Source organism: Methylophilaceae bacterium (assembly GCA_018398995.1).
Lineage (GTDB): Bacteria > Pseudomonadota > Gammaproteobacteria > Burkholderiales > Methylophilaceae.
On record CP073759.1, the window covers coordinates 597,478 to 623,246 of the forward strand.

The window sequence follows — 25,769 nt, forward strand, 5'->3', positions numbered from 1 at the left end:
AATCATTTAACGACAAAAAGCGCATTATGCTCACCTCAGAAGTAGATCCACTAGCGCAGGCAATCGATGCGATTGCTAATCAAGGCTATGCCGTTATCGACAATTTTTTATCGCCTGAGGATATTGCCCTGCTGGCAGACATCATAAAAAATAAATGGCTAAACGGCCAAATGATAAGCGCCAAAACGGGCAAAAGTGGGCTAAAAAATCAAGATATCCGTAGTGATTATATTGCTTGGTTAGAGGCAGAAGACACGAATCCTACTGTTCAAGCCTATTTTAGAAAAATGGAAATGCTTAGATTATTATTAAACACACAATTGTTTATGAACGTACAAGAGCTTGAAACGCATGTAGCGCTTTACCCTATCGGCAGTCGATACCAAAAGCATCTCGATCAATTTAGTCATGGTTCGTCACTTAGTCATGGATCAGGGAATATTCAGCATCGTCAATTAAGCGCGGTTTTATATCTCAATCAAAACTGGCAAGCACATCACGGTGGTGCATTAAAATTGTATTTAGATGCAGAAAATGCGTTGGATATTCTGCCTCATGCAGGCCGTATTGTACTTTTTTTATCTGCTAAATTTTGGCATGAAGTCTTACCAGCAGAACGTGAGCGCCTCAGCTTAACCGGCTGGTTTAGAACCCGAAATCATGTCCTCATTTAACTCCATCGATATAAAACCTGCATATGCAATTTGCTAACATACAATGGAAAAATCAACAGCCTTACTCACTCGACTTTAACGATGTTTATTATTCGTCCGATGATGGCTTAGCTGAAACTGATTATGTATTTATTCAACACAATCAGCTCAATCAACGTTTTACTCAATTAGATAAAAATCGCTTTACGATTATTGAAACTGGCTTTGGTACAGGGCTTAACTTTTTTTGCGCGGCACAACATTTTTTAGCGCATGCGCCGAAAAATACTACCCTGCACTATATTTCGATTGAACGTTATCCATTAACAATCAACGACTTCATTAAAGCAAACCGCTATTGGTTTGTCTTTGAGCAAATGGTGCAACAGTTAGCAAACACTTACTCTCAATTATACGATGGATTAAACAAACTAAGTTGTTGTGATAACCGTATACAACTTGATTTATGGATAGGGGATGTGAATCAGCTCCTACCGCAAATAAATACAATAGCCGATGCATGGTTTTTAGATGGGTTTGCGCCTGCAAAAAATGGTGATATGTGGTCTGAACGATTATTTAATGACATTGCTCGCTTATCACAAACCAACACTACATTTGCTACATTCACCAGTGCAGGCGACGTAAGACGTCAATTACAAAGCGCTGGTTTCAAAGTAAGAAAAACGGCTGGCTTTGGCAAAAAACGTGAAATGCTACACGGCATCTATGTCTAACATCGTGCTACCATTTAACCTCAACTTGTTTTACTGAAGGCTTCATTTTGTTCACTGTCATGTTACAAATGGCAACGCTAATTGCCATTGGCATCATCTGGCAACGTATTGCACCTAAACACATATCTGTCCTATCACATCGCCGCGCGTTGACCGATTTAGTGTTTTATATTTTGTTACCAGCACTGGTATTAAATGTCATGTGGCAAGCGCCACTCAATATCGATTCTATTAAAATATCTGCTACCGCATTATCTAGCTTGCTAGCTTCGCTTGCGATCATGTGGATAGTGCTACAATTTCTTAACGTCAATCGACCACAGAAAGGCGCATTATTAATCGCCGCCACTTTTCCCAATGCTACTTATATGGGCTTACCAGTGACAGCGCAAGCGCTTGGGGATTGGTCGCAAGTCATCGTATTGAAATATGATTTATTCGCTTGCACGCCAATGGTGCTAACACTCGGTATATTAATCGCAAATCACTTTGGCGAATCAAATTCCGAAGTTCACCCTATGCGAGAGTTAGCTAAAGTCCCACCATTATGGGCATTATCGGTTGCGCTATTGTTGAATCTAGCCAATATTACACAACCTGAAGAAGTACATAACGGACTAGCCATTTTGGCAGGTGGCGTTGTGCCATTAATGCTCATCGCATTAGGCATGAGCATCCGTTGGGATACGCTCACATTAAAACACTTACCTACTTTATTACCTGTCAGCATCATCGCATTAATCATTGCACCAATTGTCGCTTACACCATTGCAACCGCATTACATTTGCCAAACGACATCTTAATCACCAGTGTGATCCTTGCCGCCATGCCAACCATGATTTTTGGGATTGTGATTTGTGAGCGCTATCAGCTGGATAGCAACCTTTATGCTGCCGCTATCTTTTTAACAACCTTTTTGAGCATCGGCTCATTGACGATTTGGTTTCATTTACTCGCTTAAACTCTTACTCAACAACCCACTTAATACTACAACCAATACTTTGTATTTGTTGTTTTGGACCTTGCCCAGTTTCTGCCACTTGTTTCATTGCATAAAATAAATCGCGCGTACTTTCTGGCGCGGTTTCTTTACGGCTTTCATCAAAGCGTCCGCGATATTGCAATTCACCCTGATTATTAAAGCCAAAAAAATCTGGCGTGCAAACTGCACCGTAAGCTTTAGCCACGGCTTGCGTTTCATCTAACAGATAAGGAAACGGAAAGTCCATTTCAAGTGCAATTTGTTGCATATGATTAAAGCTATCTTCAGGGTAGTCGGTAGGGTCGTTGGACATAATCGCCACTGTATTCACACCCAACATTTTTAATTCGCGCACATCGGCAATCAGGCGCGGCAGAATCGCTTTAACATAAGGGCAATGGTTGCAAATAAACATCACTAGCAAGCCATTTTTACCCATGACCATGTCGCGCGACAAGGTCGTGCTATCAACATTTTTCAAACTAAAATCTGGGGCTTGCCAACCAAAGTCACATACAGGCGGATGAATGCTTGCCATCATTAACTCCTAAAACAATTTATAATCTCAATATTACCATTTTTTAACAGCCAGCCGCATGCCACAAAATCGCTTTTATTGCCCAGAAAAACTAGCCTTAGGCGCTATTGTTAGCCTGCCAGAATCCGCGGCAATTCACGCTGCCCGCGTATTACGCATGACTGTGGGTGACCAAGCGATTTTATTCAACGGCGATGGTCATGACTACACTTGCGAACTAATGTTGGTAAAAAAAAATGAAGTGTTAGCTAAAGTAAATGCCAGTAAACCAATTAATAACGAGTCACCACTCAATATCACTTTATTACAAGGCATATCTAGCGGCGACCGCATGGATTACACCATCCAAAAAGCAGTAGAACTTGGCGTCAATCATATCCAGCCGATTGCTACCGAACGCAGCGTAGTCAAGCTAAATCAAGAACGCGCCGCCAAACGCTTAGCGCACTGGCAAAATGTGGTGCATTCTGCTTGTGAACAATCTGGTCGTGCAGTGATTCCGCAAGTAGCAGAACCAAAGTCACTGAGTCTTTGGCTAGCCGAAAACCTACATCAAAATCAATGTCGCATTCTGCTCAATCCAATTGGCGCAAAACGCCTTGCAGAAATAGAAAAACCAAGCCTTAAAACAAACCATGAAATTCAATTACTCATCGGCGCAGAAGGCGGCTTAAGTCCAAATGAAATAGCAATAGCGAATAAAAACGGCTTTCAATCCATTATGTTAGGGCCGAGAATTTTAAGAACTGAAACCGCAGCATTGGCAGCAATGGCGAGTATGCATAGTGTTTGGGGCGATTTCTAAGCAAACAAACCCGCTGAGCAACGCAATGATTCAACTTCATTTGCTGAAACCAATGATCGAGCACTCATCATGTAAAGCATTAATCAAACATCTTACCAATGTAGTTCAACCGTTTTTATCGAGACAGACTGGTTTTAGCAACAATATTATTTGCATTAAATACAAATTTAATTTAATATTTTGTATTATTTACATAAATTAAATCATGAATTTAGGCATCATCATCCGAAATCGGCGCCAAGCCGCAAAAATGACATTAGAAGCGCTTGCGAAGGCAATTGATGCTGATGCAGGAAATTTATCACGTATTGAACGCGGCGAATTGGGCATTTCTGAAGCACAGATTCGCAAAATTGCGCATGCATTAAATACCACGCCTGCCAGCTTATTTTCTGAAAGTGACGCCGATCAAATTGCACCTACCGTTAGTACTGCCATCGAATCTCCGTTAGAAAATCCGATGGATTTTGTGCATTGGTTCCGTTCTGCTGCGCCTTATATTCATGCCTTTGGTGGACGAACGTTTGTGATTGCTTTTGGTGGCGAGGTAGTGAGTGAACAGCAATTTATTGCGCTCTCACATGATTTAAACTTGCTTGCTAGTTTAGAAGTGAGATTAGTCTTAGTACATGGCGCTCGCCCGCAAATTGAGCAACGTTTAATACGAGAGCATTTAACGCCCGCTTATCACGAAGGGTTACGTATTACTGACGATGCCGCAATGGAAGCGGTTAAAGAAGCTAATGGTGCGGTACGGGTAGAAATTGAAGCATTACTCTCCATGGGTATTGCTAATTCTCCAATGGCTGGGGCAGATATACGTGTGGCGAGCGGCAATTTTGTAACCGCAAAACCAATTGGTGTCATTGATGGCGTTGATTTGCAACACACTGGTGAAGTGCGCAAAATTGATGCGATCGGTATTCAAAAGCGGTTGGATGATGGTGAGATGGTGTTGCTATCACCAATGGGCTACTCGCCAACAGGTGAAACGTTCAATTTGTCTTTAGAGGATGTTGCCGTCAGTACAGCAATAGCACTTGATGCAGAAAAATTAATTTTTCTAATGGATACCCAAGGCGTTAAAAACTTACGCGGGGAATTGCTGCGTGAAATGACCGTAGATAAAGCCAAAAACTTGCTCAACAACGCCTATGAAAATGATGCGCCAGTACATTTTACTGAGGATATTGAATATTATTTAAACGCTGCTGTTAAAGCCAGCGAGCATGGCGTTGCACGCACCCATTTGATTTCCCGTCACATTGATGGCGCGATTATTCAAGAGCTATTCACACTCAGTGGAATTGGTACCATGGTGACAGAACTGCCACTGGAAACAATGCGACAAGCAACGATCGATGATGTTGGCGGCATTCTTAAACTGATTGAGCCATTAGAAAATGAAGGGATATTAGTACGACGTGGCCGCGAACAAATCGAAATGGATATTCAGCACTTTTATGTGATGGAGCATGACAATAGAACCATTGGCTGCGCTGCGTTGCATCCTTACATTGAGGATAAAATGGCAGAATTTGCTTGCTTGGCAATTGATCCACAATATAGAGGTGGTGGGCGTGGTGATAAGCTATTTCATTATTGTCAGCAACAAGCCAAAGCACTTGGTTTTAATACCCTATTCTGCCTAACAACACGGACAGAGCATTGGTTTGTTGAGCGCGGCTTTGATTTATCATCCATTGCGCAATTGCCACCATCTAAACAACAGCTATATAACCTACAAAGAAAATCAAAGGTCTATATTAAACAGTTGTAGGTTAAACGGTTGTAGTTTTATCCTGCTTTATAAGGACTTTGCTTTCATCAAGTAGCGGTTTTTAGTTACAATCTATTTTATTCATTCATTCGGACATTAACACATGATTAGCGAATCTGCCGCCGCCAAAAAAGCCAAAACACTTTCCGAAGCGCTGCCTTATATTAAACGCTTTTTTGACAGAACCATCGTCATTAAATATGGTGGTAACGCGATGACAGATGAAAAGCTAAAAGCATCGTTTGCCAGCGATGTGGTGTTGCTTAAATTAGTTGGTATGAACCCAGTGATTGTGCATGGCGGCGGCCCGCAAATTAATCAAATGCTCGACAGAGTTGGTAAAAAAGGTGAGTTTATCCAAGGCATGCGGGTGACCGACGAAGAAACCATGGATATTGTTGAAATGGTGCTTGGTCATGTTAATAAAGAGATTGTGCATTTAATTAATCGGCATGGCGGAAAAGCGGTTGGCTTAACAGGACAAGATGGCAACTTTATCCGTGCAGACAAACTCATGATGGAAGATATTAACGACAAGTTAAAAATGATTGACGTTGGTCAGGTGGGTAAAATCAGCGCCATCGACCCTAGCATCATCACCTTCTTAGACAGTGGTGACTTTATCCCTGTGGTTGCGCCAATTGGCGTTGGCGAAGACGGTAATACCTTTAATATCAATGCCGATGTGGTAGCAGGTAAATTAGCTGAAATTTTAAAAGCAGAAAAACTCGTGCTATTAACCAATACGCCCGGCGTATTAGATAAAGATGGCACTTTATTGACCGGCTTAACACCAAAGCAGATTGATGCAATGGTTGCAGATGGCACCTTATCCGGTGGCATGCTCCCCAAAATAGGTTCCGCTTTAGATGCGGCCAGAAGTGGCGTCAAGGCAGTACATATTATCGATGGCCGTGTAGAGCATGCTTTATTACTCGAAGTCTTAACTGATGAGGGTGTTGGTACATTGATTAAAGCCAATTAATCAGAACGTCTATCACCAATGTCAACCGTTTGGGTGTTTGATTTAGATGATACGTTGCATGATGCTTCAGCCCATATTTTTCCAGTTATGAATGGCGCCATGACGCAGTACATTCAGCATGCACTAGAGATGGATGAAGTAACTGCGGATCAATTGCGTCATCATTACTGGAAAGCATATGGCGCAACGCTCAAAGGATTAATGCGACATCACAGCACCAACCCGCATCATTTTTTAAATGAAACGCATCTGTTTCCCGATTTAGCTGAGCGCGTCATTCAAACAAAGCGTTTACGTCACCTGCTGCTCAACTTAAAAGGTCGTAAAGTGATCTTTACCAACGCACCGCGCAACTACGCGATGCGTGTACTCGCACTGCTTAAAATTGACGATATTTTTGAATTAGTCTTTAGTGTAGAGTCCACAAGATTCCACGCAAAACCGTCAATACGCGGATTTAAAACGTTATTAAAAACCATCAATGCAAAATCAAGCAATTGCATTATGGTAGAAGATAATCTGGCTGCGTTAATGACCGCCAAACGCTTAGGCATGAAAACAATCTGGATTAATCAGCGATTGCATAAACCAAACTTTGTGGATTTTCGATTAAGTAAGGTGTCAGCTCTGGCTCACCTTACGCTATAATCGAACAACACATATTAAGATTATTTCAGGGAATCGTATGGCAGGTGAACGTAAACAACAAATCTTAGAAACGCTAGCAAAAATGCTAGAAAACCCTAAACGCGAAAAAATAACAACGGCTGCACTGGCTGCAAAATTAGGCGTATCTGAGGCCGCACTTTATCGTCATTTTGCGACGAAAGCACAAATGTTTGAAAGCTTAATTGAATTTATTGAAACCAGTATTTTTGGTGTGATTAATAAAATCACAACAGAAGAACAAGAAGGCAGTAAACAAATTTTATTGATTGTGAGTATGTTACTTCGTTTTGCTGAAAAGAATCCAGGCATGACCCGAGTGCTCATCGGCGATGCTCTCGTCAATGAAAACGAACGTTTACAAGATCGCATTAACCAACTGCACGACCGTATTGAAGTCTCTCTTAAACAGTGTTTAAAGATAGCAGTCGCAACGTCTGGCAAAAAGATACTGCCGGAAAGTCAAGCCAATTTAGTGATGTGTTTTGTGATTGGTCGCTGGCATCAGTTTGTAAAAAGCGGCTTTAAACGCAAGCCGTTAGAATACGTACAGCATCATCTCGGTAGCATCATCTAATAAAAAATCCAACTAATCGTTGGATTTTTTATTATGCTTCGCGTTAGAGGAGGACTTTTTCGATACCGCCGTTATTGGCTTTCTCTATGTAATTTTGCATCCAATCTTCACCCAGTATATGCTTAGCCATTTCAACCACAATATAATCCGCTTCGATTCCCGTATCATCGCCATAACGAGACAATCCCTGCAAGCAACTTGGACAACTGGTCAATATTTTCACCGCTTGTTCAGGCTTACCAACTGTTAAGCCCATCTTTTGCATCCCTTTTTCTAACTCTTCTTGCTTACGAAATTTCACTTGTGTCGCGATATCTGGTCGCGCTGCTGCAAAAGTACCGCTCTCACCGCAACAACGGTCATTAAGCTCTACCTCTTGCCCCATTAATTGATTCGTCACTTCAAGTGGCTTATACGTTTTCATTGGGCTATGACATGGATCGTGATACATGTAACGTGTACCCGTAATATTAGATAGCTTTTGATCCTTTTCCATCAAATATTCGTGAATATCCAACAGGCGACAACCCGGGAAGATTTTCTCAAATTCATACTTTTGCAATTGATCCATACAAGTACCACAAGACACAATCACCGTTTTAATATCCAAATAATTCAATGTGTTAGCAACACGATGGAATAAGACTCGGTTTTCTGCTGTTATTTCTTGCCCTTTATCATGATTACCGCTTGCCGTTTGCGGGTAACCACAACATAAGTATCCTGGTGGTAATACCGTAATCGCCCCAACCTCGTATAACATCGCCTGCGTAGCCAGCCCTACATTAGAGAACAAACGCTCAGAGCCGCAACCTGGGAAGTAAAATACCGCATCAGATTCCTCTGTCACTTTCGCTGGATCACGAATCACTGGAATCATCGTATCATCTTCAACGCCAAGCATCGCACGTGATGTTTTTGACTGCATTTTTTTTGGCATAGGCCGATTAATAAAGTGAATCACTTGCGCTTTAATATCTGCTTTACCTACAGTAGAAGGCGGTGCTTTTTTATATTTTAATAAGCCAAAGCGTTTCGCTAAACGATTAGCAAAATTAATCGCCTTGTAGCCCATGCCAATCATCGTTGCACGAATGAATTTAATCGTTGCTGGATCTTTTGCGTTCAAGAACAACATCCCAGCAGCAGTACCAGGATTAAATTTCTTTTTGCCTTGCTCACGTAACAAATTACGCATTTTGATTGAAACATCACCAAAATCAATGTTGACAGGGCACGGCTTCTCGCAGCGATGACAAACCGTACAGTGATCGGCCACATCATTAAACTCATCAAAATGTCTGAGTGAAATGCCTCGCCGTGTTTGCTCTTCGTACAAGAACGCCTCGATGAGTAACGATGTGCATAAAATCTTGTTCCTTGGTGAATAAAGTAAATTAGCACGTGGCACATGCGTTGAGCAAACTGGCTTACATTTTCCACAGCGTAAGCAATCAGAAATATCATCGGCAATCTCGCCCATGGCAGATTGCTCCATAATAATCGACTCTTGCTCTAACAAACCAAAGCTAGGTGTGTAGGCGTTTTCTAAGCCTGAACCATGCAGCAACTTGCCTTTATTAAAGTGCCCATTAGGGTCTACCTTATTCTTATATTGCGTAAAAGTATCAATGGTTGCTTGATCTAAAAATTCCATTTTAGTGATACCAATACCGTGCTCACCTGAAATAACACCATTGAGTTTTCGCGCCAATGCCATGACGCGCACAACTGCGCCATGCACTTCTTGCATCATGTCGTAATCATCAGAATTCACTGGAATATTGGTATGCACATTACCATCGCCCGCGTGCATGTGTAAGGCGATAAATACACGGCTTTTTAATATTTTTTTATGGATAGCATCTAAGCCATCAATGATTTTCTGATATTCACGGCCAGCAAAAATATCACCCAAAGGCTGTTTTAACTCACGTTTCCAAGAAACCCGTAAATCATAGGATTGCACCGCTTCAAACACGGTTTCATAGTGGCCAAATTGTTCGCCTATCCTACCTAAAACAGTTAAAGGCTCATCCAATGCATTGAGAATTAGGCGCCATTGCATGCGCATATCGCGCACTAACTGCAGGGCTAATACTTGCTTAGATTTCACACCCTCTGGATCAGTATTACCATCTTCATCGGCCTGCAGTGGTAAATCGCTTTCAAGAAACTGTTCTAACGCATCAATTAACTTAAGTTTATTTTTAATAGAAAGCTCAATATTAATACGTTCAATACCATCTGAGTACTCGCCTAATTGCGGCAGTGGAATCACCACATCCTCATTAATTTTAAAGGCATTGGTATGCTTGGCAATTGCTGCGGTGCGAGAACGGTCTAACCAAAACTTTTTACGCGCCTCAGCTGAAACTGCAATAAAGCCTTCACCATCACGCGCATTACAAATGCGCACAACGGCAGAAGCAACTTCACCAACCGCATTTTCATTATCAGAAGCAATATCGGCAAGCAACACCATTTTAGGTCGTTGCTGACGTGCAGCTTTCGTGGCGTAACCAACTGCTTTTATATAGCGCTCATCTAAATGCTCAAGCCCAGCCAATAAAACAGCAGGATTTTGTTTTGCCGTTGCATCTAAAAAATCTTTAATCTCTACAATCGCTGGCACTGCTTTTGATACTTGGCCAAAGAATTCGAGCGCAATCGTTCGCACATACTTAGGCATGCGATGCAAAATAAAAGTTGCCGATGTAATTAAGCCATCGCAGCCTTCTTTTTGTACGCCAGGCAAGCCCGATAAAAATTTATCAGTAACATCTTTGCCCAAACTCACTTTACGGAAACTGGGACCTGGAATTTCAATAATTTCAGGCTCGGCAATCAGGTGTTTTCTATCAATGTCGTAACGGCTAATTTTAAAGCGCGCCATCGCAATATCATGAATTTTGCCTAGATTATGGTCTAAACGCTCAACCTCCATCCATGTTGCATCTGGCGTTACCATTCTCCATGAGGCCAAATTATCAAGCGCCGTTCCCCAAAGCACTGCTTTTTTACCACCCGCATTCACTGCCACGTTACCGCCAATACAGCAGGCATCTGCAGATGTAGGATCGCAAGCAAACTCTAAACCGGCCTCTGACGCAGCTTCCATCGCACGGCGCGTTACCACGCCTGCACCACATTCAATTGTTGGCACTTGTTGAGAAACACCTGGCAACGTGCGCATTTGCACGCCCGTATGTTGATCTAATTTTTCGGTATTGATGACGGCTGAAAGCGGCGTTAATGGTATAGCGCCACCCGTATAGCCCGTTCCACCTCCGCGTGGAATCACTGTCAAACCAAGCTCAATACTAATTCTAATGAGATGGGCAATTTCAGCTTCTGTATCAGGATTTAGCACAACAAAGGGATACTCAACACGCCAGTCTGTTGCATCCGTCACATGTGAAACGCGCGCCAATCCGTCAAATTGAACGTTATCTTTACGGGTATATTTACTGTATTTACTAAGCGCTTTTTTGCGTAAATCGTGCGTTTGACGAAAATCATCGGCAAATTTATTAATCGCCGTCTTGGCAGCAACCACGAGTTTCTCTACTTGTGGATTTCCACTTCGTCGAGCATCAATCTCAGCAACGCGATGATTAAGCGCCTCAATTAATGCCGCACGCCGCTTAGGATTATCTAACAAATCATCCTGCAGATAAGGATTGCGACTAACCACCCACAAATCACCAAGAACTTCAAACAGCATACGGGCGCTTCTGCCTGTCTTGCGTTCAGCACGAAGCATCTGTAAGGTTTCCCACATTTCTTCACCCAAGAACCGAATAACAATTTCACGGTCGGAAAAAGAGGTGTAGTTATAAGGAATTTCGCGCAGGCGCGCTGGAGAATCAGAAGTCGCCTTAAGTAATTTAGGAGATATAGGTGCGTTCATTAAATAATCATCATAAACAAAACGCGATTATAGCACGCGACATTGCTCACAAAAACTGCGAGCTAGTTGTGGTTATTCGCACAATGCAACTAAAAAACGTTACAATCAAATGATGTCTTACAAGAGAAAAATAACAGCTGCTTTAACGCTATTAATATTAATTGCATGGTCCGGCTACACCCTATTACAGAAATCCGAAATAGATGATATTGTGTTTGTATCAATTAAAGGTGAAGCAATCAGCATGGCTTCACTGCGAGGTAAAGTAGTATTAGTTAACTTTTGGGCAACCGACTGCAAAAGCTGTGTAACTGAAATGCCAGACTTAATTCAAACTTATCATCAATACCAACCTAAAGGACTAGAGATCATTGCAGTTGCTATGCCATATGATCCACCCGCGCAAGTGGTTAACTTTGCTTCACAAAAAGCACTTCCTTTTCCTGTGATCCATGATAGTTATGCTGAAATAACGCGAACATTTGGCGGCGTCAAACTTACACCAACGGCTTATATTTACAATAAAGAGGGGAAGCGTATTCAACATGCGGTTGGCGCTTTTAATTTTAACAAACTACACGCTCTATTAGATAAGGAACTCAACTAAATGTTATGGGTTAAAGCTTTTCATATTATTTTTGTCACCAGCTGGTTTGCTGGTTTATTTTACCTACCACGCATCTTTGTCAACCATGCAATGGAAACCAATCCAGCAGCCATTGAACGACTGGCAATGATGGAGCACAAATTATATCGCTTCATGTTACCTTTAGCGTTGTTGGCTTTGGGATTTGGTTTCTGGTTATGGGTAGGCTATGGCATTGGTGGCAAATGGATGCACCCTAAACTGACACTGGTCGTCGGCTTAATTGCCTACCATGCTTATTGCGGAAAAATCATACGTGATTTTAAAGCTGGGTTAAACAAACGTAGCCACCTTTGGTTTCGTTGGTTCAATGAATTACCCGTATTGGCATTAACACTGATAGTGATATTGGTAGTAGTCAAACCATTCTAAATTGAATACGTATGATGCATATCCTACATTCTCATTGGCTTATTCAAATGCTGCAAAAAGCAGGCAATACACCACAGAAACGTTTGCTGTGCTTGTTTGATATTTTAAATGACTGGTCAGAAGCACCTGGCTTTAATGTCAGTTTAGATCAGGATATCGATCCCAATGATGCTGCATTACTTAAAACATATTTAAGCCTAGAAGCAGCCAAAGCACGCGCAGCTTTGCCAGAAATGCTTGCTACGCAACTGTATGTAATGGCGCTATCAGCTATCCATGAAAAACTGTTGGGACACAATCCAGCAGGATTAGTGCATGCAAAAAGTGCGGCGGCGGCTTTAATTACGGCACAAACAAAAAAAGAGTTTCATATCTCACGCACTTCAGCCTACGCGATAGCGGTCAGCTTTCTGGGTACCATGGTGCTTGTGGGTGGCCTACTGTTTGTTAATCATCCAAACAATGCAGAGGCAATACAGCTGAGTTCTACACCAGACGCAATAGTTGAGCCTACAATTAACGCCTCCATCGCAACTCCACAAAGCACAGCTGCGCTTGTTGCGCAAATTGAACAAATGCGCAGTGGTAATTGCCGCCTATTAGAGGCTATCCTATTGCCAGACCACTATAAATCGGTTTACTTTAAGAATATTGTACTGGGTCAAATTAGTACGGATGTAGACGAACAAAAAGTAGTCCGTGAATTATTGGATAAAATACATTGCAATTACTCCCCCATGCTGATGAAAAAATCAACCTAACCCTAATTTCATTCAGCCGTTTTTTCAACATAAATAAGCGCCATTTACAAAAATAAAACTATACAGAATAGTATATTAATTGGCAGAATACTAAGGGGTTAAACTCACTTTCTTCAGGCTATTTAGCCACTTGAATTTGCCATTAACATTACAAGTCTGTATACAAATTTTAATAAAGAATAATCACATGTTATACTCGCCACATGTGCAGCCTAAGAGATAAAATACTGAATACTGCGACTGATTTATTTCAGACGCGAGGTATTAACTCGACTGGCGTCGATACAATTGTTGCGGTTGCTGGCACTACAAAAATGACACTTTATAAGTATTTTCATACGAAAGAAGGTCTTATTTTAGAGGTGCTTAATAAAAGTCAACAGGATTTCCAAAGCTGGCTTGATAACAAGCTGAACAGCAGTAGCAAAGCACCTGCCGATAAAATAAAACAATTATTTGATTTCATTGAAGAGTGGATTACTTCGCCGAGTTTTCTAGGCATGGGTTTTATTAAAGCATCTGCCGAGTTCCCAAATGAAGAGAATCCAATTCATCAACTTTCATCCAAACAGTCACGTGAGTTTAGGCAATATATCAGCAAGCTCGCTAGCGAAGCGCAGATTAAAGACGCAAATGGCTTGGCGTTACAGCTGTCGCTCTTGTTTGAAGGTGCGGTGCAAGCTGAGCAGATGAAACGTGGATCAGGCGCTATCAAATATGCCAAAAAAGCAGCTAAATTGTTGATTGACGGCGCGATTAATGAATCACATTAAACCGTTAATATTCAGTTTTAACTTGCATTGCATGTCCTAGCTACAAGATAATGTTGCTTTGATTTCATTAGAAAATTACGTCTCATGCATACACTCATCTGCGGCTCTCTCGCTTTTGACACCATTATGGTGTTCCAAGATCAATTTAAAAACCATATCCTACCTGACCAAATACATAAATTAAGTGTTGCTTTTTTTGTGCCAGAAATGCGCAAAGAGTTTGGTGGTACGGCTGGTAATATTGCTTACAACTTACAATTGCTTGAAGGTGAGCCATTAATAATGGCAACTGTTGGTGAAGACTTTGCTAATTATCAACAGTGGATGGATGAGAATCAACTGTCTAACCAACACATTAAAATCATGCCAAATAGTTTTACTGCGCAAGCTTTTATCACGACCGATTTAGATGACAATCAAATTACTGCATTTCATCCCGGCGCAATGGTAGCGTCTCATCAAAACAGTGTTAAAGACGCTAAAGACGTAACACTAGCGATTATCGCTCCCGATGGACGAGATGGCATGTTTCAACATGCACAAGAGTGTTTTGATGCTCACATTCCTTTTATGTTTGACCCTGGTCAAGGCCTACCGATGTTTAATGGCGAAGAGCTGATGCATTTTATCAATATGGCTACTTATCTTGCGGTGAACGACTATGAGGCACAGGTGCTGCAAGAGAAAACTGGACTTTCGTTAAATGAAATTGCAGAAAAAGTTGAAGCGCTGATTGTTACACTTGGTGCGCAAGGCTCTCACATTTATGCTGATGGTCAACGTTATGAGATACCAAGCGTTAAAGCAAAAGCAGTGGTTGATCCAACAGGTTGTGGTGATGCTTATCGTGCAGGCTTGTTATATGGTATTGCAAGAAAGTGGGATTGGTTGGCTTGTGGCAGATTGGCCGCCACAATGGGCGCCATAAAGATTGCCAGTCGGGGTGGTCAAAATCACAAACCGACTCGCGAAGAAATAGAGAATATTTATAGTCAAGCATTAATCAAAGAAGTGGCATCACAAGTTTAATAAGCAATTTTTAATATTGATGGGGAAAATTATGTATCTATCGAGAGTCTTATTCATTACCACTTTATCCCTCTTTGTCATCGCTTGCGCCAGTTCAAATTCAGGTAGCGTCTATAAACGTGATGATGCGCGTAAAGTACAAACGGTTAAAACTGGCATTGTAGAGAGTGTACGTACGGTTCAATTAGAGGGGACAAAATCGCCTATCGGATCAATTGCAGGCGGCGCAGTTGGCGGAATTGCCGGCAGTTCTGTCGGCAGTGGCCGAACCGGCAGCATCGCAGCGGTAATTGGTGCAGTTGCAGGTGGTCTTGCAGGCTCTGCAATAGAAGAAGGAATCACCCGTAAAGATGCATTGGAAATCACCATCAAACTAGATGGGGGTGGCCTTATTGCTATTGTGCAAGAAGCTGATGAGCAGTTTAATCCTGGTGAACGTGTTCGTATTATTGAGAGTGGCGGCACTTCTCGGGTAAGCCACTAGCGTCACAAAATCGTCATCTTGTTTTAATCTAATCGTCATTTGACTCTCATATTATCTCTTTTTGTTAAAGGAGAGATAATATGATGCTAATACAACCAGCAGTTCAACAAAATCGATCACCCTCAAAACCCAACCTAAAAGTATCACTCGCCATCCATCCCAGCGAAGTTCAAGAGGCACAGCGCTTGCGCTATAAAGTGTTCGCAGAAGAAATGGGGGCAAAAATTGCTGGAAACAATGGTCTGGATATTGATGGATTTGATGCTTTTTGTGACCATCTACTTGTCCGTGATACGAACACGCAACAAGTTATTGGCACTTATCGTATATTAAGTCCTACACAAGCGAACGAAGCTGGAAGTTATTACTCTTCAGGTGAATTTGATTTAAGTCGTATCAATCATTTACTAGGCAATACAGTAGAAGTTGGTCGCGCCTGCGTGCATCGCGATTATAGAAGCGGCGGCACAATTACATTGCTATGGGCTGGTTTAGCCAAATATATGCGTTCACATGGCTATCAGCACATGATAGGTTGCGCAAGTATTCCCATGAATGATGGCGGACATGCAGCAGCTTCTATTTACCATCATCTCAAAGATAAACACTTATGCCCCCCGGAATACCGCGTATTTCCACACGTACATCTACCAATCGAATCACTCAATAATACGATGCAAGTAGATTGCCCACCATTAATCAAGGGCTATCTAAGACTAGGTGCAAAAATTTGCGGGGAACCGGCATGGGATAGCTATTTCAATACAGCCGATATACTGGTAATGTTATCAATATCTGAGATTAACCAAAAATATGCAGCACATTTTTTAAGATAGCATTTGCCAAAAACCAATTCTTTGATCATTAGCTTCCGGCTTTTACGCATACTGATGCATATATTGTTCGGTATACTGATTGTTGCTGTTAGCTGGCCCCTCGCTCAAGAAAAAACCAGAACAAAGCTAACTAAATGGTGGTGTCGTCAGTTACTGGACTGTTTCAATATTCAAGTTTTTTTGTTTGGCGAAATACCACAAGATAACACGACCAATAATATGTTTCTTGCTAATCATGTTTCTTGGGCAGATATCTATGCGCTTAATAGCGTTTTACCACTACAATTTATTGCCAAATCTGATATTAACCAGTGGCCAATTCTTGGCTATCTTGTTAGAAAGTCTGGCACTATTTTTATCAATAGAAATAGTCGAAAAGACACTAGTCGCATTGTAAAAATGACGACTGATCGGCTCCTGGCAGGCGCTAATGTTGGATTTTTTCCTGAAGGCACGACTACAGATGGCACTTCACTTGCTCACTTCAAAAGCAGCCTTATCCAAGCTGCCATTAATGCAAATGCGATGTTACGGCCTGTTGCCATTCGCTACCCACTTAGTATTGGCGGCATCAACACAGAAATGGCTTATGCTGGAGAAACGACACTAGGCCAATCAATGATGCGCATATTAAAGCAAAAAGAACCTGTAGTAGAACTCTACTTTCTACCCCCAATTGACCCGCAATCTGCCAATAGACAAGTACTATCAGATTTAGTATTTACCAGCATTGCTAATCAACTGAGCCTTTAGCAAGCAACTGTTTGCGGTTTATCTTTTTTTTGAGAGGCAACTTGAACTAGCTGTTTAGTTTCAAGACACATGGCCGTCAACTGGCCTCCCCATAAACAGCCGCTGTCTAGGGCATGCACATTTTGAGATTGATACAACCCTAAAGCAGACCAATGTCCAACGATGATCGCTTGATTTTTCGATGCTCGATTTGGCAAATCAAACCAGGGCTTCAGCCCTTCTGGGATATCATCTAACGTACCTTTAAAGCTAAAATCCAACGCACCATCAAGTTTACAAACCCGCATACGCGTCATTACATTAGTGATGATACGTAAACGATCATAACCTACTAAATGATCATGCCAAACATTTGGCGTATTCCCATACATATGCAGTAAAAATTCTACATAGGACTCACTCTGCAATGCCTCTTCCACTTCTTTTGCATAAGCTAGGGCTTGATTAACTTCCCATTGCGGCAACAATCCTGCATGTACCATCACATAATCACCGTTTGAAATCATCAACGGCTGATGACGCAACCAAGTTAACAATTCGTCAGCATCTGCCGCATCTAGGATTGGTTGCAAGGTATCACTTTTATGCGCCTTACGGATGCCATGTGCCACAGCAATGGCATGTAAGTCGTGGTTACCCAATACCGTTTTCACACAATCTCGGTGCTGATAACACCAGCGCAACACCTCCAACGACCCACTACCACGATTGATTAAATCACCTACTAACCATAACTGATCAGCTTTCAGATCAAACTCAATACGCGCCAGCAACGCTTGAAAAGCATAGTAACATCCTTGGATATCGCCTATTGCGTATATCGCCATCAGCGCAAACTTAACAATGCAAACAGTGAAGTTATCGCTTACTCTGAGACTGATCCCTCTGACGTTTCCGCTTCGTCAGATTCAGGTTCTGGCGCTGTAAAGTTCGCGCCTGCACCATTAGCCATATAGGCAACTGCCCTAGCAATTTCATTATCAGTTAGATCTGGATTGCCGCCACGTGCTGGCATCATACGAATACCCTCGATAGCGTGTTTTGTTAAGGTTTCATAACCTTGCGCGATACGTGCCGACCAAGCATTGTTATCACCCAATTTAGGTGATTCCATCATGCCTGAAGCATGACATGCTGCACAGGCCTGATTGACAATATCTTCGGCACTCTTTTGCACTTTGGCGCTAGCAGCGGCAGCGACCTCTACAACAGCCAATGGCTTAATATTATTTAAGACTTCAGTCCTATCAGCTTCGGCTGGTTTTTGTGTAACACTTTTAGGCGCCTCTGGCGACTTAGTCACCATGTAAATAACAAAGATAGGCGCAAGAATACCACCTAATACAATAACAATTTTTTGCATCAAAGTAACATTTGATGCTGCGTGTGTTTCATTACTCATGATTGATAACCTATGTTGAATTAAATTAGCTAAATTATACCAGCAACTGAAGTGTATCAGCATGCAACGAGCAAGGCTGCGTTAAATTATGCATCTGTATAACAAACCTATTTTCATAGACGTTTAGCTTGACGATCTATCCCATCATGCCAACGCGATTGAGACAAGCGACAGACGCTTTGCTATAATCCGCCACAAGCGCCCGTAGCTCAGTTGGATAGAGTGTTGGTTTCCGAAGCCAAAGGTCGTGGGTTCGACTCCCGCCGGGCGCGCCAGTCAATAGAATAAAAAATCTATGTCAGATGTAATAATCTATGTCAGATGTAATATAGATTGGCCGGAATGGCGATTGTATGCCTTCCATCCCTCAACCACGATATGCTTCTTTTTTACTCTACTACCCTTTAGACCACTTAATGAACACCGGCAACTTCACCACCTGAGCAATTTGTGACTATAAAAATCTCGACATAGGTAGTCAACATTAAGTACTAGTTCAAATCTATTTAAAAAACAGCAAGTACAACATGAGACCAAAATAGAGTATTGCGAATACCGCAACAATCCAAAAAACTTTTAGCATATTGGTATTAATCTCGGTTAACTTATTATTATTTTCCTTAAGTTGCTTGATAAGCGCGTCTTCATTTTGCATATCAGGATTCCTTATTAGTAGCTTTGTGATGTTTATCTGCCATAAATTCAGCAACAAGGTTGCGATGGCGCATACATTCTGGGCTATTTTTATCTTTGCATTGCTCTCGCAATTTACAAAAACATGTGTTATTTACCATCGACTCTAAAGAAGTGACTTCAGAATTGCTGCTCGAATTTTTTATCATACTTTACCTATCTGATCGATTTGATACATTTTAAAACGCAGTTAAACATGCGTTAAGTTGCTATATTAACTGAATCAGCCAAGACTGACATAAGCCAAATAAATTGACCGCTAATGCTTCATGATACTAAACGAATCCACTATTAATTGGCGGGTAATCGTTTTAATTTCTAACATTTGACCATCCTTCTGAAAGTGAAATTGACAACCATCCAGCGCCATTGAGATGCAATCGACAACTTCGGTCATCCCTTGATTATAAATCTCGGCCGCATAAAGGCTGCTGTTCTCAATCTGTTGATTGTTAATGCCCTGCCATCCTTGCGCTATCAATATTTTTTTAACCTCACCATAGGGCATGCCTTCTTGCAGCTTGATAAGGGATTCATCCGCGTATGCGAGTGGCGTGCACAATAAGCATAACGCCAAGGTGTATAGTTTGTAACAAGCTGACCTATTATTTTTTTGCATATATTTTTTGTACTACTTTAAGTAATGTTGGTCCAATTGCCCTCGAAATTTGGTGTCGATATTTTGCAAAAAAAACATAACATGTTGCATAACAATATCTTACAAACCTAAAAGAAAACAAATATTTCATCAATGTCAGATTGGTTCTCTTATAAGCCTCAAAAAAGACTTCTGGCCCAACAATGACTGTCTCATCACCCAGTGTTGCATGAATCACTTCAAGTGCCAAAGTACAATCAATTGTTGCTGTTGAGGCATCCAATGATTGCAAATCAATAAATGCCAATAAATTGCTATCATTATGTTGCTTAAGCAAATGAATCTCTGCCAAGCATAAAGGACATTCGCCATCATAATAAATCGTCAGTTCAGTTGTCATGTTTCTCAAATACTTGTTAATCGATTCAAATAACAGATTGTTGCATTATTGCATGCGCTAAATTAAAGCCACTGAGCCAAGCACCTTCAATTTTCCCGCCATTTAACCAATCACCGCATAGGCCTATTTTTTGCTGATGATCAAATTGATGACTCACAGCAAGATAATGGTCACAATCAGCATAAAGCCAACGGTGTAAGTCGTAATTTGACGCAGTCGCCAGCTGTGCAATCGTACTGCTTATCTCGGCTGTGTCAGCGCCGTTTAATTGCATGACACGCATAAATTCGTTAAGCATTAACTGAGCAACGGTATGTTGATCATCATCCACATGCAGCTGGCTCCAATCACTCGCGGCGTGCAACACCCATACTTCATCATATCCATCGTTTAAGCGTCCTGGTTTCGCACTATCGAGCGCCATCCAGCTGAGTGGGCCAGCATTGACAAACAAACCCTGGAATGTTCTTTTTAATCCGCTCGTTAATCGCAACATTAATGCATAACATGGTCGCATAGTAACACTGTTACAGTGAGCCACTAATGCTTGATTGACGTCTTGTAAAAGTATAGCCGCCTGTGGTGCTGGCATCGCCAATACCAAGCAATCGAAGCGCATCGGATTCAATCCCAGCTCTTTAGTAGTGATTTGCCATTGACTCCCATTATTATGTATCGCGCAAACCGTGGATTGCGTTACCACATTAAGCGACTGCGCAAGCCACTTGGATGGAGAACTATTGCATGGATAACCAACATACCGCGATATTGATGAAGCTGACTCGGTTGCTTTGGATGAAAAGTCATGTCCATCCAATACGGCCAAATGTGGCTGCCATAATTGTGCAACATCTGCCTTCAGCCATTGTTCAAGTTCATTCTTAAACTGCGGGGTACTAGCAGTAAAATATTGTGCACCATGATCACACTGCCAAGCATCTCTGACGCGTGTGCTAAATCGTCCAGAAACACCACGGCTTTTTTCAAATAACGTGACTTCAAAACCATTATCAGATAGCGCTTTTGCGCAGCTCAATCCGGCTATTCCAGCACCAATAATTGCGACATTGACAGGCTGTTGCATACCTTATTTCCAACCTTGAAGCCAAACAGTATTTTCTAACAATGAACGCCACGCGATCACTTGTTTCCTCTGAGAATGTATTGCTTCAATCTCAACAAACTCAATTAACGAATCATTGCATTCAGAAAGCATGACTTTACTGACTAAAAAATGTTTTTCTTTATTAACAGGCAAAACAGCTGTCCATTTACTATTGAGTAGTTTTTTAGGGTTAATCATGTTTACTTCTTTCTTTACCTTGTTATCAGCGCTCTGTTAACTGATGTCAATCTAATTGCATAATAAGAACGGCACGGTCTTAAATAATTCATTTTTATAACTGATTAATCATTATCTTTTCACCAAAAGCTTATCCATTAACAGTCAACTGAATAAGCAACTAGATGAAACAGCCAAGTCATGAAGGCAAGCGCCCAATATTAGTGCAAACGCTTTATCTTTGTGCATAATCAAAATCAATAAGCCACTTGGTGACAACTCGTTAGTGTTATTGCTGTTCAATCGCTTGCTAGTAAACACATGCAATCGCTACCGATCATGACTCTGCTATTTATTAGTAAAACAAGCTTCTTTTGCATCATCAGCGCTCACCAAAACTTGATGACTGCCAATCTACCACCTCTTATATCAAACAGAAATACTCGGCAGTTTCTTAAGCGCATATAAACAAGTTAGCCTTTCTGATGAAACTATAACCAACTGATTTTATTACATTTAAATATCGCAGATGCTACTCAACCTTATAGTTTCTATCGCAATAAAAATTCCACCAGCAACATGATCAATTAAACGCTATCTAGCTGAGCGCTTCAATAAATATGTTTTTTTAAAAACGGCTAGAAAAAAGGGTGTTATTCCTAGCTGGCATGAAATGTGCTTATTGTTGGCTAGGGGAATTGAGTCTACTAAATTTTTTAGGAGTCTCAAATGAATAAAGGTAAGTTAGTTTTATTAACGGCTTTAATGCTAGGTACTACAGCCGCAGTAGCAGAAGAAGCGCCATCAGATTTTGATGTTACTGGTTACTTAACCGGTACTAATAATTTTATGTATAGAGGTCTTTCTCTATCCGCGAATAGTGCTGCTGTTCAAGGTCAGTTCTCGCTAGAACATAAAACTGGCTTTTATGCAACATTATGGGCAAGTAATACACGTTTGCAAACAAGAGGTAATAGCCCAAACTTGGAAGGTAATTTCTTAGTTGGTTATACCAGTAACATTACTGATGATTTGGCGTACGACATTGGTTATTTGCGTACTTTTTATCCAGGTGGCAATAGCCAGTTTGACTTTAATGATTTTTACGGTACTTTGATGTATAAAGGCATTAGTGCTGGTTTATCATATTCTGATGATTTCTTTGCTGAAACTGGCACTGCATTATATGGCTTCCTTGCCTATGATAATAAAATTATCAATGATGTATCATTGCACGCTAAAGTCGGTTACACCAGAAACAGAAGTCGTGATTTCTTAGGTTTGTTTGGTGTTGATAAAAGCGGCTGGGCGCACTATGAGCTAGGTTTATCACACCCATTACCAAAAGATTTTGAAATCTCTGGTGTTTATCATTGGACAACAGGTGATGTAAAAGATGGTTTTGATATTCCAGGTTTTGGTACGAATCGTATGCAATTCAACCTAACAAAAAGCTTCTAATCCGAATACTGCTAGACAAAGGCAGGATATTTATCTTTTCTATTTTCAATTACATCAGTCTCTGATAACAGCAATAACTGATTGGTAATTGAAAATAGCTAGCCTTTGTCTTGGCTATCATTCTAGTCAACATACATGTATACCAATATTGACGCTTGCCTAACACGCAATCAGCGGACAATCTCACAATGAAGCAGATTTCATTAAGATTAAGCGCGTCTATTCTTTGTTGTGCATCGGTGGTAGCCGCTTGGTCAACACCAGCACTAGCGCTAACGAGTAGCGACACTGCGCATCAGGAAAAGCAAGAAATCATTCATCAGCATTCAACCGATGACAAGGCAGCGCAACAAACGCAAGAAAAACATGAATTAGCCACTTGGCAACACGATCTTGGCTTGATGTACCTTAGTGGACAAGGCGTTACTAAGGACCTAGCTAAAGCATTTGAATGGCTCAATAAAGCAGCTCATCAAGGGCTAGCAACCTCTCAACACAATCTTGGTTTGATGTATGCAAATGGTGACGGCATGGCAAAAGATGAAACAAAAGCGTTTGAATGGTTTTATAAAGCCGCCAGTCAAGGCTTCTCTCTTTCTCAACACGCCCTTGGCTTGATGTATGCAAACGGCCATGGCATTGTTAAAGATGAAACAAAAGCGTTTGCGTGGTTTCATAAAGCCGCCAACCAAGGTTTGGCAAACTCGCAACATACACTTGGCATGCTGTACGCAAATGAAAATGGCAACTTTCATAACGAGGCAAAAGCATTTGAGTGGTTTCACAAAGCAGCAGTGCAAGGATTTGTTGCTTCTCAATATATTGTCGCTTTAATGTATGCCAATGGCTCAGGAACAAGTAAAGATCTTACAAAAGCACTTAAATGGTTAAATATGGCAGCTGTTGCAGGCCATGGTCAAGCCATGACTACACTTGCTCGCTGGCATCACCAAGGCGTGCTTGGAGAAAAAAACTTAATCATTGCGTATATTTGGTTCGATTTGGCTGGCGAACATGGACAAAATAATGCACATCAACTTCGTGATGGCGTTGCCTCACAACTCTCTCAATCGGACATTATTAAAGCAAAAGAAATTGCAAAAAATTGGCGCAAAGGGCAAGCAATAACAACCGACAAATAACGCTTAATCTGAGCGTTAGATTCTGAACACCACTGCTTTACAGACCAGCGAACATATCACAATCAAATCATGCATAGAATTAAACACATGATTGGTTTTCAATGCATTTTTTAATGAACAGATTATTTAAATAACCGAGCAAGAATTTGCTTTTTTCTAAGGGTGGTCACACATCACGTTAGCTCGTGTTTGCCTTAGGGAATTGAGTCTAAAGTAGTGTTGCAGCTATTTTAGATCCACTAGCGTCCCGTAACATGCGACCATAAAGATAGTGTTTACTTAATAAAATCACTAAGTAATCAACTATTTATGCATGTTAACGCTAATCATCTTTCAATAAAAACAGAAAATAATATCGATACACATCGAAATAAACTAATTATTATTGCGTGGAATCTTATTTGAATTTTATGAATTGCTTGTTACTGAAGCGGATGGATAATCCCTTATGTATTTTTGTTAAATCTTATTTGAATAAATGTCAGTTGTTGATTTGATGACCGAAAGAATCGCAGGATGTGTGAGACGTCGCTCTGTGGTAATTGCATACAGCTGTTCAAATATTGTATCAATCACGCCAACAAGTTCAACATCATATTGACCACAAATAAAGCTTGCCATGGCGTGCGGTGCGACAAAGAAACCATGTTGACGTTGTCCAAATAATTTCATCAAAACACTATCATCGAACTCGCCCACTATATTTGGGAAAATTTTATTAGCCTCAAACCATTGTAGTAATTTCTTTTTGATTGAAAACTCGTCACTAGGCATCAGAAAGTTTGCATTGCTTAATAGCGCAGGAAACACTCTACCGCCATACGCTTCTATTAAGCTAGCTGCACCAAATACCGCCAATTTGCTTTGTCCAAGAAAATGATTGTACGCACGCACATTAATATTCAATGGCATGGGTCGATCTGCAATAACCAAATCCAATCGATGAATAGATAACTCAGACAATAACTGCGTTAACTTTGCTTGTTTACACTGTAGGCGTAAACTGGTTTCTAATGTCAGCAAAATAGGCTCTATGACACGATAAGCAATCGCTTTACCAACGTTATCTGCAATGCCTATATTAAATGGCTGTTTTTTTACAAGACTCTTATTTTGCGTTAGCGATAAAAGGTCGCTACCAAGAGAGAAAATTTCATCGGCATAGTGAAATACTTTTCGCCCCATATCACTTAGCTCGAGTCCGCGGCCAACTTTACGAAAAAGCACAACTCCAAGACTCGCTTCTAGCTCGGCAAGTTGCCCGCTAATCGTTTGTGGCGTCACAAATAATTGCTCACTGGCCTTTTTAATACTGCCCGTTTTGCCTACCATCCAAAAGTAACGTAAGTGTTTATAATTGATTTCAGCCATATTTAATTCCTCGCGCGCGTTTTCAATATGATACTAGCTAATCTGTTGAAAATTAATGATTGAGGATATCATCCCATACGATAGTGTGACAATGTGGCAACCACAAACGCCAACTGTTGCTTTAGCATT

The 25,769-nt window shown here is 41.1% G+C and carries 28 protein-coding genes and 1 tRNA gene; 19 read left to right on the forward strand and 10 right to left on the reverse strand.

Annotation, left to right across the window (positions count from 1 at the left end; translation table 11 throughout):
• Positions 1 to 26: 26 nt before the first annotated feature.
• Genes KFB94_03020 through KFB94_03030 form a run of 3 tightly spaced genes read left to right on the forward strand, consistent with a single transcriptional unit; the run spans position 27 to position 2,352 of the window.
• Positions 27 to 674, forward strand: a complete 648-nt coding sequence (locus KFB94_03020; GenBank protein QVL46091.1) for a 2OG-Fe(II) oxygenase — start codon at positions 27 to 29, stop codon at positions 672 to 674.
• Positions 675 to 697: 23 nt separating this feature from the next.
• Positions 698 to 1,390: a tRNA (5-methylaminomethyl-2-thiouridine)(34)-methyltransferase MnmD gene (gene mnmD, locus KFB94_03025; GenBank protein QVL46092.1), complete on the forward strand. Its 693-nt coding sequence runs from the start codon at positions 698 to 700 to the stop codon at positions 1,388 to 1,390.
• A 47-nt stretch (positions 1,391 to 1,437) separates the two neighbouring features.
• Complete coding sequence (locus KFB94_03030; GenBank protein ID QVL46093.1) at positions 1,438 to 2,352, forward strand: AEC family transporter; 915 nt, start codon at positions 1,438 to 1,440, stop codon at positions 2,350 to 2,352.
• Between the two features lie 4 nt (positions 2,353 to 2,356).
• On the opposite strand, the gene KFB94_03035 is transcribed toward KFB94_03030, so the two are convergent.
• The gene (locus KFB94_03035) at positions 2,357 to 2,911 is read right to left on the reverse strand and encodes a thioredoxin family protein (GenBank protein QVL46094.1); all 555 of its coding nucleotides are present in this window, start codon (positions 2,909 to 2,911) and stop codon (positions 2,357 to 2,359) included.
• 58 nt (positions 2,912 to 2,969) lie between these two features.
• On the opposite strand from KFB94_03035, the gene KFB94_03040 reads away from it, so the two are divergent.
• The 5 genes from KFB94_03040 (at position 2,970) to slmA (ending at position 7,724) form a co-directional block, all read left to right on the forward strand.
• On the forward strand, positions 2,970 to 3,716 hold the full coding sequence (locus KFB94_03040) for a 16S rRNA (uracil(1498)-N(3))-methyltransferase (protein QVL46095.1): 747 nt from the start codon (positions 2,970 to 2,972) through the stop codon (positions 3,714 to 3,716).
• Between the two features lie 205 nt (positions 3,717 to 3,921).
• On the forward strand, positions 3,922 to 5,496 hold the full coding sequence (gene argA / locus KFB94_03045) for an amino-acid N-acetyltransferase (protein QVL46096.1): 1,575 nt from the start codon (positions 3,922 to 3,924) through the stop codon (positions 5,494 to 5,496).
• 103 nt (positions 5,497 to 5,599) lie between these two features.
• The gene (argB, locus tag KFB94_03050) at positions 5,600 to 6,481 is read left to right on the forward strand and encodes an acetylglutamate kinase (protein ID QVL46097.1); all 882 of its coding nucleotides are present in this window, start codon (positions 5,600 to 5,602) and stop codon (positions 6,479 to 6,481) included.
• Between the two features lie 18 nt (positions 6,482 to 6,499).
• Positions 6,500 to 7,129 (forward strand): pyrimidine 5'-nucleotidase, encoded by a 630-nt coding sequence (locus tag KFB94_03055; GenBank protein QVL46098.1) that lies wholly within the window; start codon positions 6,500 to 6,502, stop codon positions 7,127 to 7,129.
• A gap of 37 nt (positions 7,130 to 7,166) precedes the next feature.
• Positions 7,167 to 7,724 (forward strand): nucleoid occlusion factor SlmA, encoded by a 558-nt coding sequence (gene slmA / locus KFB94_03060; GenBank protein QVL46099.1) that lies wholly within the window; start codon positions 7,167 to 7,169, stop codon positions 7,722 to 7,724.
• A 43-nt stretch (positions 7,725 to 7,767) separates the two neighbouring features.
• Here the strand turns inward: slmA and KFB94_03065 are convergent, their stop codons facing one another.
• Complete coding sequence (locus KFB94_03065) at positions 7,768 to 11,637, reverse strand: DUF3683 domain-containing protein (protein QVL46100.1); 3,870 nt, start codon at positions 11,635 to 11,637, stop codon at positions 7,768 to 7,770.
• A 109-nt stretch (positions 11,638 to 11,746) separates the two neighbouring features.
• Between KFB94_03065 and KFB94_03070 the strand changes: the two genes are divergently transcribed.
• The 8 genes from KFB94_03070 to KFB94_03105 all read left to right on the forward strand — a co-directional run bounded on the left by KFB94_03070 (position 11,747) and on the right by KFB94_03105 (position 17,291).
• Positions 11,747 to 12,244, forward strand: coding sequence for a TlpA family protein disulfide reductase (locus tag KFB94_03070; GenBank protein ID QVL46101.1), 498 nt, complete (start codon positions 11,747 to 11,749; stop codon positions 12,242 to 12,244).
• A complete protein-coding gene (locus tag KFB94_03075) occupies positions 12,245 to 12,655 on the forward strand; it encodes a CopD family protein (GenBank protein QVL46102.1) in 411 nt (136 codons plus the stop codon).
• A gap of 5 nt (positions 12,656 to 12,660) precedes the next feature.
• The gene (locus tag KFB94_03080) at positions 12,661 to 13,416 is read left to right on the forward strand and encodes a hypothetical protein (protein ID QVL46552.1); all 756 of its coding nucleotides are present in this window, start codon (positions 12,661 to 12,663) and stop codon (positions 13,414 to 13,416) included.
• Between the two features lie 203 nt (positions 13,417 to 13,619).
• The gene (locus KFB94_03085) at positions 13,620 to 14,189 is read left to right on the forward strand and encodes a TetR/AcrR family transcriptional regulator (protein ID QVL46103.1); all 570 of its coding nucleotides are present in this window, start codon (positions 13,620 to 13,622) and stop codon (positions 14,187 to 14,189) included.
• 84 nt (positions 14,190 to 14,273) lie between these two features.
• Entirely contained in the window at positions 14,274 to 15,218 is a 945-nt protein-coding gene (locus KFB94_03090; protein QVL46104.1) for a carbohydrate kinase family protein, read from the forward strand.
• A 31-nt stretch (positions 15,219 to 15,249) separates the two neighbouring features.
• Positions 15,250 to 15,702, forward strand: coding sequence for a glycine zipper 2TM domain-containing protein (locus tag KFB94_03095; GenBank protein QVL46105.1), 453 nt, complete (start codon positions 15,250 to 15,252; stop codon positions 15,700 to 15,702).
• An 80-nt stretch (positions 15,703 to 15,782) separates the two neighbouring features.
• Positions 15,783 to 16,538 (forward strand): GNAT family N-acetyltransferase, encoded by a 756-nt coding sequence (locus KFB94_03100; GenBank protein ID QVL46106.1) that lies wholly within the window; start codon positions 15,783 to 15,785, stop codon positions 16,536 to 16,538.
• A gap of 54 nt (positions 16,539 to 16,592) precedes the next feature.
• Positions 16,593 to 17,291, forward strand: coding sequence for a 1-acyl-sn-glycerol-3-phosphate acyltransferase (locus tag KFB94_03105; GenBank protein ID QVL46107.1), 699 nt, complete (start codon positions 16,593 to 16,595; stop codon positions 17,289 to 17,291).
• Here the strand turns inward: KFB94_03105 and KFB94_03110 are convergent.
• Together KFB94_03110 and KFB94_03115 are read right to left on the reverse strand one after the other, a co-directional pair.
• Positions 17,288 to 18,118, reverse strand: coding sequence for a symmetrical bis(5'-nucleosyl)-tetraphosphatase (locus KFB94_03110; protein ID QVL46108.1), 831 nt, complete (start codon positions 18,116 to 18,118; stop codon positions 17,288 to 17,290). The two genes, KFB94_03105 and KFB94_03110, sit on opposite strands and share 4 nt — an antisense overlap.
• Before the next feature lie 38 nt (positions 18,119 to 18,156).
• Entirely contained in the window at positions 18,157 to 18,693 is a 537-nt protein-coding gene (locus KFB94_03115) for a cytochrome c5 family protein (protein ID QVL46109.1), read from the reverse strand.
• Between the two features lie 198 nt (positions 18,694 to 18,891).
• Between KFB94_03115 and KFB94_03120 the strand changes: the two genes are divergently transcribed.
• Positions 18,892 to 18,968: transfer RNA gene (locus KFB94_03120), tRNA-Arg, on the forward strand.
• 227 nt (positions 18,969 to 19,195) lie between these two features.
• Here KFB94_03120 and KFB94_03125 read toward each other — a convergent pair.
• The 5 genes from KFB94_03125 to KFB94_03145 form a co-directional block, all read right to left on the reverse strand.
• On the reverse strand, positions 19,196 to 19,348 hold the full coding sequence (locus KFB94_03125; GenBank protein QVL46110.1) for a hypothetical protein: 153 nt from the start codon (positions 19,346 to 19,348) through the stop codon (positions 19,196 to 19,198).
• Between the two features lie 297 nt (positions 19,349 to 19,645).
• Entirely contained in the window at positions 19,646 to 20,005 is a 360-nt protein-coding gene (locus KFB94_03130) for a hypothetical protein (GenBank protein QVL46111.1), read from the reverse strand.
• Positions 19,992 to 20,384, reverse strand: a complete 393-nt coding sequence (locus KFB94_03135) for a DUF393 domain-containing protein (GenBank protein QVL46112.1) — start codon at positions 20,382 to 20,384, stop codon at positions 19,992 to 19,994. The genes KFB94_03130 and KFB94_03135 overlap by 14 nt, the downstream gene beginning before the upstream one ends.
• Positions 20,385 to 20,409: 25 nt before the next feature.
• Complete coding sequence (locus KFB94_03140) at positions 20,410 to 21,468, reverse strand: FAD-dependent oxidoreductase (protein ID QVL46113.1); 1,059 nt, start codon at positions 21,466 to 21,468, stop codon at positions 20,410 to 20,412.
• A 3-nt stretch (positions 21,469 to 21,471) separates the two neighbouring features.
• Positions 21,472 to 21,687: a TIGR02450 family Trp-rich protein gene (locus tag KFB94_03145; GenBank protein QVL46114.1), complete on the reverse strand. Its 216-nt coding sequence runs from the start codon at positions 21,685 to 21,687 to the stop codon at positions 21,472 to 21,474.
• A gap of 708 nt (positions 21,688 to 22,395) precedes the next feature.
• On the opposite strand from KFB94_03145, the gene KFB94_03150 reads away from it, so the two are divergent.
• On the forward strand, positions 22,396 to 23,127 hold the full coding sequence (locus tag KFB94_03150; protein ID QVL46115.1) for a TorF family putative porin: 732 nt from the start codon (positions 22,396 to 22,398) through the stop codon (positions 23,125 to 23,127).
• 188 nt (positions 23,128 to 23,315) lie between these two features.
• Complete coding sequence (locus tag KFB94_03155) at positions 23,316 to 24,269, forward strand: sel1 repeat family protein (protein QVL46116.1); 954 nt, start codon at positions 23,316 to 23,318, stop codon at positions 24,267 to 24,269.
• Positions 24,270 to 24,728: 459 nt separating this feature from the next.
• Here the strand turns inward: KFB94_03155 and nhaR are convergent, their stop codons facing one another.
• Positions 24,729 to 25,640, reverse strand: coding sequence for a transcriptional activator NhaR (nhaR, locus tag KFB94_03160; protein ID QVL46117.1), 912 nt, complete (start codon positions 25,638 to 25,640; stop codon positions 24,729 to 24,731).
• Positions 25,641 to 25,769 lie beyond the last annotated feature (129 nt).